Consider the following 12,228-nt stretch of genomic DNA (forward strand, 5'->3'; position numbering starts at 1 on the left):
GTCGGCTTCGGCGCTCTCATCGGCAAGGCGAGCGAGGCCCATGGCGGCCTCGTGACCCGCGCGGCCGGCGGCGTCGCGGCGCTCGCGGGCGTCGCGATCCTCGCCGGCGCCGTCTGAGGCCCGACAACGCAAAAGGCCGGGGCGGTTCGCCGCCCCGGCCTTTCAAACTCGACGTTTCAGCCGTTTAAACCCGGTTCAGCTCTTGGCGAAATCGTCCGCGCGCACCTGCCGCGCGATGGCGTCGAGCACCGCGTTCACCATGCCCGCCTCGTCCCGCTCGAAGAAGGCGTGGGCGATGTCCACATATTCGGTGATGACCACCTTCACCGGCACGTCCTTGCGCTTGCCGAGCTCGAACGCTCCGGCGCGCAGGATGGCGCGCATGATCGCCTCCACCCGCTTCAGCGGCCAGCCGGCCTGAAGGGTGCGGTCCACCAGCGGGTCCAGCGCCCGCTGCTCCTTCAGCACGCCGCCGACGAGATCGCGGAAGAACGCGGCCTCCGCCGGCTTGTACTCGTCGCCGTCGATCTCCTTGCCGATCCAGTGCGATTCGAACTGGGCCAGCGTGTCCGGCAGCGGCGTGCCGGCGATGTCCATCTGATACAGCGCCTGCACCGCCGCGAGGCGGGCGGCGGAGCGGTTCTCGCCCTTCGCCATGGCTCAGACGCACCCTGCGGCGCGCTTGATGCGCAGCACGGCCAACGCCGCCTCGGCCGCGTCGCCGCCCTTGTCCATCTGGTCGACGCTGGCGCGCGCCGTCGCCTGCGCCTCGTTCTCCACCGTCAGAATGCCGTTGCCGAGCGGAAGCCGCAGCGCCACCGACAGATCCATCAGCGCCCGGGCGCTCTGCTCCGTGACGATCTCGTAATGGGTGGTCTCGCCGCGGATGACGGTTCCGAGCGCCACCACCGCGTCATAGGGCTGGTGCCGCGACGAGGCCGCCTGCACCAGAATGGCGATGGTCGCCGGGATCTCCAGAGCGCCGGGCACGCTGACGACGTCGCAATGGGCGCCCGCCGCCTCGATGCGGCGCAGCGCGCCCTTCAGAAGCTCGTCCGCCAGCGCGTCGTAGAACCGCGCTTCGACGACGAGCACGCGCGCGGGCGTCTGCTCTACGCCGCCGACGCGGCGCTTGGGTTCGGCCATGGGGACGACAAGCCTCGAAATCCGTGAGAGGACGGCTCAGTACCCGAGGTCGCGCGCCTCGGCAAGGCGCGCGGCGTAGCGGGCCATCATGTCCGCTTCGATGTTGACGGGGTCGCCCACACGGCGGTCGGCCCAGGTCGTCTCGTGCAGCGTGTGCGGAATGAGATGCGTGGTGAAGCGCACCCCCTCCACCGTGTTCACCGTCAGAGAGGTCCCGTCGAGGCAGACGGAGCCCTTCACCGCGACGAACCGCGCGATCCCCGCCGGCGCCTCGAAGGTGAAGCGCACGGTCTCCGGCCCGTCCTCACGCGCCACGATCCGCGCCACGCCGTCCACATGGCCGAGCACCACATGGCCGCCGAGTTCGTCGCCGATCTTCAACGCGCGCTCCAGATTGACGCGCCGGCCGACCGTCCAGCCGCCCACCGTCGTCACGGCGAGCGTTTCCGGTCCCGCCTGCGCGGAGAACCGGCATCCGGCGCGGGCGGGTTCGACCGCCGTCACCGTGAGGCAGACGCCGTCGCAGGCGATCGAGGCGCCGAGCGCGACGCCTGCGGCGTCATAGCGCGCGGCGATCACGAAACGGATCACCTCGCCCTCCGCCTCCCGGGAGACGATCTCGCCCACGTCGGTCACGATGCCGGTGAACATCAGGTTCGCGCCCGTTACGCCGCGGCGAGGCGGTCGGCGCCGGCGTCGAGCGCCTCGGCCGCCTTCGCCCCGTCCGGCCCGCCGGCCTGGGCCATGTCCGGCCGGCCGCCGCCGCCCGATCCGCCAAGCGCGGCGGACGCGACGCGCACCAGATCGACGGCGCTGAAGCGCGCGGTGAGATCGGCGGTGACGCCGACCACCACGCCGGCCTTGCCCTCGGAGGTGACGCCGACGATCGCGGCGACGCCGGACCCGATCGACTTCTTCGCCTCGTCCACCAGGCTCTTGAGGTCCTTCATCTCGATGCCCTCGACCGTGCGGGCGAACAGCTTCACGCCCGCGACCTCCCGCACCGCGTCCGCGCCGTCGGCCCCGCCGCCGCCCATGGCCAGCTTCTTGCGGGCGTCGACCAGCTCGCGCTCGAGCTTCTTGCGCTCGTCGAGCAGCGCCTCGATCCGGGTCACGATCTCGCCCTCGGGCGCCTTCAGCAACGCGGCGATGTCCGCCACGCGCGCGTTCTGCGCCTCCAGATGCCGCCGCGCCGCCTCGCCGGTCAGCGCCTCGACCCGGCGCACGCCCGCGGCGACCCCGCTCTCGCCGACGATGGTGATGGCGCCGATTTCGCCGGTCGCGTCCACATGGGTGCCGCCGCAGAGCTCGATCGACCAAGCCGCGCCTTCCGGCCCGCGCCCCATGGACACGACCCGGACCTCGTCGCCGTACTTCTCGCCGAACAGCGCCCGGGCCCCGGAGGCGCGCGCCTCCTCCAGCCCCATGACGCGGGTGACGACCGGCGCGTTCTGCAGCGCGATGTCGTTCGCGATCGATTCGATCCGCTCAAGTTCGGCGTCGGAGATCGGCTTCGGATGGCTGAAGTCGAAGCGGAGCCGGTCCGGCGCCACCAGCGACCCTTTCTGGGCCACATGGTCGCCGAGCGTCAGCCGCAGCGCCTCGTGCAGCAGGTGGGTGGCGGAATGGTTGCCGCGCACCTTGCGCCGCCGCTCGTGATCGACGGTGAAGGTCAGGCCGTCGCCGACCGCGATCGCGCCCTCGCGCACCTCGACCGCGTGCACGAAGACGTCGCCCAGCTTCTTCTGCGTGTCGTTGACGACCGCCGCGACGCCCGGCGCCGACAGCGCGCCCGCGTCGCCGACCTGACCGCCGGACTCGCCGTAGAACGGCGTCTGGTTGGCGACGAGCAGACCGCTTTCGCCGGCCGACAGCCGCTCGACCTCGACGCCGTCCTTCAGCAGCGCCACGACCTGGCCCTCCGCCTGCTCCGCGCCGTAGCCGAGGAACTCGGTCGCGCCGACGCGCTCGCGGATCGGGAACCACACTGTCTCGGTGGCGGCCTCGCCGGAGCCGGACCAGGCGGCGCGGGCCTCCGCCTTCTGCCGCGCCATGGCGGCGTTGAAGCCGTCCACATCGACCGACACGCCCCGCGCCCGCAGCGCGTCCTGGGTCAAATCGAGCGGGAAGCCATAGGTATCGTAGAGCTTGAACGCGGTTTCGCCCGCAAGGCTCTGGCCCTCTCCAAGCCCGGCCGACGCCTCGTCCAGCAGGCCGAGGCCGCGCGCCAGCGTGGTGCGGAAACGCACCTCTTCGAGCTGCAGCGTCTCGGAGATCAGGGCCTCGGCGCGCACCAGCTCGGGATAGGCCGCGCCCATCTCCCGGATCAGCGCGGGCACGAGCCGCCACATCAGCGGCTCGGACGCGCCGAGCAGCTGGGCGTGGCGCATGGCGCGGCGCATGATCCGGCGCAGAACGTAGCCGCGCCCCTCGTTCGAGGGCAGCACGCCCTCCGCCACCAGGAAGCTCGCCGCGCGCAGATGATCGGCGATGACGCGGTGGCTCGCCCGGGCCGCGCCCTCCGCCGGCACTCCAGTCGCCTCGACCGCGGCCGCGATCAGCGCCTTGAACAGATCGATATCATAGTTGGACGAGGCGCCCTGCAGGATCGCGGAGATGCGCTCGAGGCCCATGCCGGTGTCGATCGACGGCCGCGGCAATGGGCTGCGCTCGCCGGGCGTGACCTGATCGTACTGCATGAAGACCAGGTTCCAAAACTCCAGGAACCGGTCACCGTCCTCGTCCGCGCTGCCCGGAGGGCCGCCGGCGAGCTTATCGCCCTGGTCGAAGAAAATCTCGGAGCACGGTCCACAGGGACCGGTGTCGCCCGCCGCCCAGAAGTTGTCCGAGGACGCGATGCGGATGATGCGGTCGTCGGAGAAGCCGGCGATCTTCTTCCACAGGCCATAGGCCTCGTCGTCGTCGATGTAGACGGTGACCAGCAGGCGATCCTTCGGCAGATCGAAATGCTTGGTCACCAGCCCCCAGGCCAGCTCGATCGCGCGCTCCTTGAAGTAGTCGCCGAACGAGAAATTGCCGAGCATTTCGAAGAAGGTGTGATGCCGGGCGGTGTAGCCCACATTGTCGAGATCATTGTGCTTGCCGCCGGCGCGCAGGCACTTCTGCGCCGTGGTCGCCGTCGTGTAATCCCGCCGCTCGACGCCGGTGAACAGGTTCTTGAACTGGACCATGCCGGCGCTGGTGAACATCAGCGTCGGGTCGTTGCGCGGCACCAAAGGCCCCGAGGCCACGGCCGCGTGGCCCTCCTTCCGGAAATAGTCCAGGAAGGTCTTTCGAATCTCGTTGACGCCGCTCATCGCTGTGGTCGAACCGCTCGCTCGGGACAGAAGTGGATCGCCCGGCGGGAAGCCGGAGCGAAGCGCGGCGCACCATAGGGGGCGCCCCCCGCGACTGTCCAGAAAGCCTTGCGCGCAAGGCCATACGGGCGGCGCCGAACCGACGCCGCCTGCATCTCCTTGCGTCAGTCGGCGTCCACGTCCGGGTCGTTCGGGTCAACGCGGTCGAGGATCTTCTCGGCCAGCACGCCGGCGCTCTGCCGCACCGCCGACTCGATCCTGTCGGAAATTTCCTGGTTCTCCCGGAGGAAGCTCTTGGCGTTTTCGCGACCCTGGCCGAGGCGCTGGCTGTCGAACGAGTACCAGGCCCCCGACTTCTCAACGATGCCGGCTTTGACGCCGAGATCGATCAGCTCGCCGGTCTTGGACACGCCCTCGCCGTACATGATGTCGAACTCGACCTGCTTGAACGGCGGGGCGACCTTGTTCTTCACCACCTTGACGCGGGTCTGGTTGCCGACGACCTCGTCGCGCTCCTTGATCGCGCCGATGCGCCGGATGTCGAGGCGGACCGAGGCGTAGAACTTGAGCGCGTTGCCGCCCGTGGTCGTCTCCGGGCTGCCGTACATCACGCCGATCTTCATCCGGATCTGGTTGATGAAGATGACCATGGTGCGCGACTTGGAGATCGAGCCGGTGAGCTTGCGCAGGGCTTGGCTCATCAGGCGGGCCTGAAGGCCGGGCTGGACCTCGCCCATCTCCCCTTCGAGCTCGGCGCGCGGCGTCAGCGCGGCGACCGAATCGACCACCAGCACGTCGATCGCGCCCGAGCGCACCAGCGTGTCGGCGATCTCGAGCGCCTGCTCGCCGGTGTCCGGCTGGGAGATCAGCAGGTCCTGCAGGTTCACGCCGAGCTTGCGGGCGTAGACCGGATCGAGCGCGTGCTCGGCGTCCACGAAGGCGCAGACGCCGCCCTTCTTCTGGGCTTCCGCCACCGTGTGCAGCGCGAGCGTGGTCTTGCCCGAGCTTTCCGGCCCGAAGATTTCCACGATGCGGCCGCGGGGCAGACCGCCGACGCCGAGCGCGATGTCGAGCCCGAGCGAGCCGGTGGAGACCGTCTCGATGTCGAGCGCGGTCTGCGCGGCGCCGAGGCGCATGATCGAGCCCTTGCCGAACGCGCGGTCGATCTGGGCGAGCGCGGCGTCCAGCGCCTTGGTCTTGTCCATGGAGCTTCCTTCGACGAGGCGGAGATTGGCTTGAGACATCGCGTCGGCTCCTTATGACATGGCCCGCGCCGGACCTTCAACGAAGCCGTTCGTACCATTTTCGTTCACGGAACACAACAGGAACAGAACTCGGAACCTGTCCTGAGCGCCAAGCTCCGCGCCATGGCGCGGCGCTCAGCCGCCCATGGTCTCCTTCACCGCCTGCACCAGCTGCTTGAGCGTGAAGGGTTTCGGCAGGAACGCGAAGGTCTCGCCTTCGGGCAGGTTCTTCTTGAACGCGTCCTCGGCGTAGCCGGACACGAAGATGATCTTGAGGTCCGGCTGCTTCTTGCGCAGCTCCCGCAGCAGGGAGGGCCCGTCCATCTCCGGCATGACCACGTCGGAGACCACGAGCTCCACCTCGGCGCCGTGGCTCTCCATCTGCTCCAGCGCCTCGACGCCCGACCGGGCCTCGAGCACGGTGTAGCCGCGGGAGGCCAGCGCCCGGGCGCCGAAGGCGCGGACCGCGTCCTCGTCCTCCACCAGCAGCACGGTGCCGCGCCCGGTCATGTCCTGCGGCGCGGCGGCGACGGCTGCCGGCTTGGCCTCCTCCACCTCCGCCGGCACGTGGCGCGGCAGGAAGATGCGGAACACGGCGCCCTTGCCCGGCTCCGACAGGGCGAAGACATAGCCGTCGGTCTGCTTGACGATGCCGTAGACCGTGGACAGGCCGAGCCCGGTGCCTTTGCCCACCTCCTTGGTGGAGAAGAACGGTTCGAAGATCTTGTCGATGATCTCCGCCGGAACGCCGGAGCCGGTGTCCTCCACGTCGATCATCACGTAGTCGGCGGCGACCAGCCCGCGATGGCCCATGGCCGGGATCTCGGCAGCGGCCATGTTGCGGGTGCGGATGGTCACCACGCCGCCGTCCGCCATGGCGTCGCGGGCGTTCACGACCAGATTGATGATGACCTGCTCGAACTGGTTGAGGTCGGCCTTCACCAGCCACAGGTCGCGGCCGTGCACCAGCTCCAGCTTCACCTTCTCGCCCAGCAGGCGGGAGAGCAGCATGCGCAGCTCCGCCAGCACGTCGCCGAGCGCGATCACCTGCGGGCGCAGGGTCTGGCGGCGGGAGAAAGCCAGCAGCTGCCGCACCAGGCTCGCGGCCCGGTTGGCGTTCTGCTTGATCTGCATGATGTCCTGGAAGGACGGATCGGTCGGCCGGTGGTTGGCGAGCAGCAGGTCGGAATAACCGATGATCGCGGTCAGCACGTTGTTGAAGTCGTGCGCCACGCCGCCGGCGAGCTGGCCGACGGCCTGCATCTTCTGGCTCTGGGCGAACTGGGCCTCCAGCGCCCGCTGGTCGGTGGTGTCGAGCGCGTAGACCACGGCGGCCTCGCCGTCGCCGTCCGCGTCGTCCACACGGGTCACGAACAGGCGCGCGGAGCGTCCGCCGTCGCCGACGAGCGTGGCGTCCACCGGCTCGACCTCGCCCGCGCGGGCGGCGGCGAGCGCCGCGGCGGATTCGAGCGCGCCGCGCTCCCGCTCGCCGTCGAGCGCCGAGACGATGGAGCGTTCGGCGGCGTCGCCCCGCAGCCGGTCGCCGAACAGCTTGGCGAAAGGCGCGTTGGTGCGGATCACCCGGCCGCGCGCGTCGACGGTGGCGATGGCGAGCGGGGTGTTGTTGAAGAAGCGGGCGAAGCGCACCTCCGCCGCCCGCAACGGCTCGGAGACGTCAGCGCCGGGCCCGCGATCGAGCACCAGCGTGCGCGAGGCGCCGGGCGTGCCGTCATGGGCCCAGGCCACCGAATGCAGCAGCCGCGCGGGCAGCGACCGTCCGCTGCGGGCCTTGAGGTCCACGTCGATGATCTCGGTCGCCACCTCGCCGGGCTTGGCCGGAACCGCCTCCACCAGCGCCGCCCCGTCGCCGGCGAGGATCTCCCGCAGCCGAAGCCCGACGCCGATGCGCGTCAGGTCCTGATCGAGCCAGCCTGCAAGCGTCGCGTTCATGTAGACGATGGAGCCGTCGCCCTCGGCGGCGAAGAAGCCGGCCGGCGCGTGGTCGAGGAAGTCGACCGCGTGCTGCAGCTCCTGGAACACGTTCTCGTGGCGCTCGCGCTCGCGCGTCACATCGGCGAGCGTCCAGACGGTCTCGGTCCCGCCGCCGCCCGGCCGCTCGATCGCGCGCACACCGATGCGGAACCACGCGCCCCTCCCCTCGGGCAGGGTCACACGGGTCTCCTCATGAGCGCGGCGGCCGGCGCGGGCCGCCTGCGACAGGCGGTAGATCGCCTCCGCCACGTCGGCGTTGCCGGCGAACACCCGCTCCACCGTGCGGGCGGAGTTCGCGCCTTCCGCGCGGGTCAGGTCGAGATAGGCGTCGTTGGCGTAGACGATGCGGCCGCCGGCGTCGGTGACGAGCACGCCCTCGTCGGAGGTGGCGGCGATGGCGCGGGCCAGATCGTCGCGCGCGCCGCGGCCGCCGAGCTGGATCAGGCCCACGGCGCCGGCGAACAGCGCGAACACGCCCACCATCGAGAGCGCGGCCAGCAGCGTGAGAATCCAGGGCTGGGCGGTCTCGCCGCTCAGGAAGGACACGGCGATCGCCGCGCCAACCAGCGCGGCGGCCAGCAGCACGACCAGTCCGACGGAGCCGGAACGCCCGCTGCGGTCGATCGGCGGCTCGCCGCGCATCGGACCTCCTTCGGCCACGCTGCTCATGCACCCTCGCGCCACGCTTTTCGCCGCCCCGTCGGCGGCGGACCGATTCGCACCCGCAACGGCGCGGTTTCGGACCATGAAGACGCCGCCGCCTCATGGCAAGAAGCCGGCGCCCTCCGTTCGGCGACGCCGTCCGTCACCGCCGCTTCTTCTTGCGCATGACGAAGCCGATGACCTCGGCGACCGCCTTGTAGTGCTCCGCCGGAATCTCGCGGTCGACGTCGATCGCCGCGTGCAGCGAGCGGGCGAGCGGCGGGTTCTCCACCACCTCGACGCCGGCCTCCTCGGCGACCTTGCGGATGCGCAGCGCGACGCTGTCCACGCCCTTCGCCACGCAGAGCGGCGCGTTCATGCCGGGCTCGTATTTCAGCGCCACCGCGAAGTGGGTCGGGTTCGCGATCACCACCGTCGCGCCCGGCACCTGCGCCATCATGCGCTTGCGCGAGCGCTCCACGCGGATCTGGCGGATGCGCGCCTTGACGTGCGGATCGCCCTCCTGCTGCTTGTGCTCGTCGCGGATCTCCTGCACCGACATGCGCAGCCGCTCGTTCCAGCGCCGCCGCTGCCAGATGAAGTCGCCGATCGCGACCGCCGCATAGACCGCCGCGGCCGAGGTGAGCACCCGAAGCGCCAGCGACTTGATCGCCCCCAGCATCTGGGCCGGATCGGCCGCGACCAGCGAGGCGACCCGCGCCCGCTCCGGCCACACCACCATGGTGATGACCGCGCCGACGACGCCGATCTTCACGAGCCCCTTCAGGAAGTTGACGAGGCTCTCGGCCGAGAACAGCCGCTTGAAGCCGGACGCCGGCGAGATCTTCGACAGTTTCGGCGTGAGCGACTCCGTCGAGAACACGAAGCGGTGCTGCGCCACGTTGCCGGCGATGGCGGCCGCCATCAGCGCCAGCATGGGCATGGCGAGCGCGGCGGCGACCGCGAGCCCGAGCCCGCCCGCGAGCCGGATCAGCGCGCCGCCGTCCATGGAGTAGAGGTGCGCCTCCGCCAGAAAGCGCCGCAGCGCCTGGGCGAGGTCGGACGCGACACCGTCGCCGAAGATCGAGACCGCGAGCGTCGCCGCCGCCATGCCAAACCAGGTGTTGAGCTCCTGGCTTTTGGCCACGTCGCCGCGCTTCAGCGCGTCGTCGAGCTTCTTCTGGGTCGGTTCTTCGGTTTTTTCGCCGCCTTCGTCCTCGCCCGCCATCGGCCCCTCAGCGCCCGGACAGGCTGCGGAGCGTCTGCCCCATGTCGGTGAGGAACACGCCCATCATCAGGCCGATCACCAGAATGAGCAGCAGGAAACCGGCGGCGATGGTGAGCGGGGTCGCGATGAAGAACACCTGAAGCTGCGGCATCAGCCGGGAGAGCACCCCGAGCCCGAGATTGAACACCAGCCCGAACACCAGAAACGGCGCCGAGATCTGCACGCCGATGCGGAAAGCCTCGGCCGCGGTCTTCAGGGCGAGCTGGGCGGCGTCGCCCGTGTCCGGGATCACCCCCGGTTGGAACGCCTCGTAGCTGCCGGCGATGGCGGAGATGGCGAGATGGTGCAGGTCGGTGGCGAAGATCAGCGCGACCCCCACCAGCGTGAGGAAGGTGCCGATCAGCGCGCCCTGCTGCCCTTGGGTCGGATCGACGGTGGTGACGAAACCGAGGCCGAGCTGGTTCGCGATCACGAAGCCCGCCGTCGACAAGGCCGACATCACCAGCCGCGCGACGACGCCGAGCGTCAGCCCGACGGCGATCTCGCCCAGCAGCAGCCCCATGAGGCCGAGCGGCTGGGCGGCGTCGAGCGCGTAGAGCGGCCGCGCGAACGGCCAGAACACCAGCGTCAGCAGCACCGCGATGGTGAGCCGGAAGCGGGCCGACACGTTCTCCTCGCCGAGCGCCGGCATCAGCATCACCATCGCGCCGACGCGGGCGAAGATGAAGACGAAGGCCGCGATGTCGGTCGGCAGGAACTCGATCCGCATGGCCCTCTCCCGCGGGCCCGATCAGCCGCCCGACGCGATGCGCCCGGCGATTCGGGCCATGTGGCCGGCCATGGCGTCGCCCATGAAGGGTAGCGCGAGCAGCAGCGCCACGAACAGGGCCAGAATCTTCGGCACGAAGACGAGCGTCATTTCCTGGATCTGGGTCAGCGCCTGGAACAGCGACACCACGACGCCCACCACCAGCGTGACGGCCATCAGCGGCCCGCCCACCAGCAGGATGGTCCACAGCCCGTCCCGGGCCACGTCGAGCACTTCGCCGCCGTTCATCGCGCGTCTCCCGCGGGCGAAGCCGTCAGATCGGCATCCGCATCACGTCCTCATAGGCCGCGATGACCTTGTCGCGCACGCTGACCAGCGTTTCCAGCGCCAGTTCGCTCTCGGCGACGGCGGTCACCACGTCCACCACGTCGCCGCGGCCGGCCACGGCCTCCATGGCGCGGGCCTCGCTGGCGCGGCCCTTATCGGCGACGCCGGAGATGGCCTGTTCAAGCATGTCGCCGAAGCCGCCGCCGGTGGCGGCGGGACGGCCGGAGGAGGAGCCGGTGCCGAGATCGGCCAGGCTGGCGTAGGCGCTTGCGGCGAGGGCGGAGGTGGTCATGGGAGGGTTCCAGGGGACGGAGGTCAGGCGCGGAGGATGTCGAGCGTTCGGGCGATCATGCGCCGGGCGGACCCGACCATGTTGAGGTTGGCCTCGTAGGTGCGCTGGGCCTCGCGCATGTCCATCTGCTCGATGAGCGGATCGACGTTGGGCAGCCGCACGTCGCCGGAGGCGTCCGCGAGCGGATGGCCGGGCTCGTGCTTGATGCGGAAGTTGGAGCGGTCGCGCTCCACCCGGCCGAGCTCCACCACCCGCGCGCCGAGTTCGCGGTCGAACTCCGACGTGATGGTCGGAATCTTGCGGCGATAGGGCTCCGCGCCGGTGGTGCGGCCGACCGAATCGGCGTTGGCGAGGTTCTCGGCGATGACGCGCATGCGGCCGGCCTGGGCCTTGAGGCCGGAGGCGGCGACGCCGAGGGCGCGGGCGAAATCCATGACCGTTCTCCCCTAACCCCGCCGCTCAGCGGCGGCCGATCGCCGTGCGCAGCAGCCCAAGACTTTTGCCGTAGAGCGAGGAGACCATCTGATGGTCCATCTGGTTCTGGGCCGATTTGATCATCTGCTCTTCGAGCACGACCGCGTTGCCGTCGGGCGTGCGCTCGAACGAGCCCGCGGCCTGCGGCCGTCCGTCGGGGCCGGTCGAGGTCAGCGTCAGGTGCCGCGCGTCGGTGCGGCGCACCGCGAGCCCGTCGGCCTCGGCCGGAAACGGCGCGAGATCGTGGGAGCGGAAGCCCGGCGTGGTCGCGTTGGCGACGTTCTCGGCGAGCACGTTCTGTCGCGCCGAATGCCACTGCATGCGGGACTTCAGCGCCGACAGAAGCGGCGGTTCTATGGAGCTGGTCACCGAACTCTTCTCCGGCGGGGACTGTCTTGACGTCTCACCACGGCCTGCCAGGAACGGGACGCGATTTGCAAATTGCCTCCCGACCTCGGCAAAATCTGCCCTGCGGATGGTTAACAGACTGTTAATGGCGTTAACTTTCCGTTCATTTCGTCCGTGACTTTGTCTATGACGAAATCCGTTCGTCGCCTTTCTGTCGGCGGGCGACGCGACATGGGCGGCGTCCGCCAGCGCCGCGCCATCTGAGATCGAGGACCGACCGCGTGCTGAACCAGATTTTCGGCGTCGAGATTCCCGCCCCCGTCGGCTTCATCCTGCTGTTCGTCGGGCTGATACTTTTGGTCGTGGTCGTGACCTGGGCTCTGCGCGCCCTGGGCGGGCGGCGCATCGGCGGCGCGGCCGGCAGCGGCCGCTCCCGCCAGCCGCGCCTC

At 70.2% G+C, this 12,228-nt stretch carries 12 protein-coding genes; all 12 read right to left on the reverse strand.

The genetic code is table 11. From position 1 onward, the window contains the following. Positions 1-195: 195 nt before the first annotated feature. Positions 196-657 (reverse strand): transcription antitermination factor NusB, encoded by a 462-nt coding sequence (gene nusB / locus ACFQ4O_RS10360; RefSeq protein ID WP_378775615.1) that lies wholly within the window; start codon positions 655-657, stop codon positions 196-198. A 3-nt stretch (positions 658-660) separates the two neighbouring features. Then, a complete protein-coding gene (gene ribH, locus ACFQ4O_RS10365; RefSeq protein WP_378775616.1) occupies positions 661-1,146 on the reverse strand; it encodes a 6,7-dimethyl-8-ribityllumazine synthase in 486 nt (161 codons plus the stop codon). A 36-nt stretch (positions 1,147-1,182) separates the two neighbouring features. Next, entirely contained in the window at positions 1,183-1,797 is a 615-nt protein-coding gene (locus tag ACFQ4O_RS10370) for a riboflavin synthase (RefSeq protein ID WP_378775617.1), read from the reverse strand. Between the two features lie 14 nt (positions 1,798-1,811). Further along, on the reverse strand, positions 1,812-4,463 hold the full coding sequence (gene alaS, locus ACFQ4O_RS10375; RefSeq protein WP_378775618.1) for an alanine--tRNA ligase: 2,652 nt from the start codon (positions 4,461-4,463) through the stop codon (positions 1,812-1,814). Positions 4,464-4,627: 164 nt separating this feature from the next. After that, positions 4,628-5,707: a recombinase RecA gene (gene recA, locus ACFQ4O_RS10380; RefSeq protein ID WP_378775619.1), complete on the reverse strand. Its 1,080-nt coding sequence runs from the start codon at positions 5,705-5,707 to the stop codon at positions 4,628-4,630. A 135-nt stretch (positions 5,708-5,842) separates the two neighbouring features. Further along, a complete protein-coding gene (cckA, locus tag ACFQ4O_RS10385; RefSeq protein WP_378775620.1) occupies positions 5,843-8,368 on the reverse strand; it encodes a cell cycle histidine kinase CckA in 2,526 nt (841 codons plus the stop codon). A 136-nt stretch (positions 8,369-8,504) separates the two neighbouring features. After that, positions 8,505-9,569 (reverse strand): flagellar biosynthesis protein FlhB, encoded by a 1,065-nt coding sequence (gene flhB / locus ACFQ4O_RS10390; RefSeq protein WP_378775621.1) that lies wholly within the window; start codon positions 9,567-9,569, stop codon positions 8,505-8,507. A 7-nt stretch (positions 9,570-9,576) separates the two neighbouring features. Beyond that, on the reverse strand, positions 9,577-10,338 hold the full coding sequence (fliR, locus tag ACFQ4O_RS10395; protein WP_378775622.1) for a flagellar biosynthetic protein FliR: 762 nt from the start codon (positions 10,336-10,338) through the stop codon (positions 9,577-9,579). Positions 10,339-10,359: 21 nt separating this feature from the next. Beyond that, positions 10,360-10,626: a flagellar biosynthesis protein FliQ gene (gene fliQ, locus ACFQ4O_RS10400; protein WP_378775623.1), complete on the reverse strand. Its 267-nt coding sequence runs from the start codon at positions 10,624-10,626 to the stop codon at positions 10,360-10,362. A gap of 25 nt (positions 10,627-10,651) precedes the next feature. Then, on the reverse strand, positions 10,652-10,957 hold the full coding sequence (locus tag ACFQ4O_RS10405; RefSeq protein ID WP_378775624.1) for a flagellar hook-basal body complex protein FliE: 306 nt from the start codon (positions 10,955-10,957) through the stop codon (positions 10,652-10,654). Between the two features lie 23 nt (positions 10,958-10,980). After that, on the reverse strand, positions 10,981-11,391 hold the full coding sequence (gene flgC / locus ACFQ4O_RS10410; protein WP_378775625.1) for a flagellar basal body rod protein FlgC: 411 nt from the start codon (positions 11,389-11,391) through the stop codon (positions 10,981-10,983). A gap of 25 nt (positions 11,392-11,416) precedes the next feature. Then, entirely contained in the window at positions 11,417-11,752 is a 336-nt protein-coding gene (locus tag ACFQ4O_RS10415; RefSeq protein ID WP_378775626.1) for a flagellar basal body protein, read from the reverse strand. Between the last annotated feature and the right edge of the window lie 476 nt (positions 11,753-12,228).

It is taken from the genome of Methylopila musalis (genome assembly GCF_042679725.1).
Taxonomy (GTDB): Bacteria; Pseudomonadota; Alphaproteobacteria; order Rhizobiales; family Methylopilaceae; genus Methylopila; species Methylopila musalis.